Genomic DNA, 211 nt, shown 5'->3' with positions numbered 1-211 from the left:
ATCAGGACCCCGCTGAGCAGCGCGCCCACCGTGAGCGGGATGCCCGCGGTGGTCGCCCCGACGCCGTTGGGATCGTCCTCGGAGGTCGGCACGACATCGCTCAGGGTGACGCGGGGCAGCTCCTGGGGGAGCTGGGCGAGGATCTCGGCGGGGCCGCCCTCGGGCGGACCCGACGGCGGTCCGCCCTCCGTGGGGGCGCTGCCGGGCGGGC

The 211-nt window shown here is 77.7% G+C and carries 1 pseudogene; it reads right to left on the bottom strand.

Annotated elements, in window-relative coordinates:
• A pseudogene (locus OOT08_RS08740) lies at positions 1-211 on the bottom strand (ABC transporter permease); the annotation flags it as partial.

Origin of the sequence: Leucobacter sp. M11, from assembly GCF_035726885.1 — a bacterium.
GTDB lineage: Bacteria > Actinomycetota > Actinomycetes > Actinomycetales > Microbacteriaceae > JAPFRB01.
The sequence above is the reverse complement of the archived record's forward strand: the minus strand, read 5'-3'. Positions and strand labels throughout refer to the sequence as shown.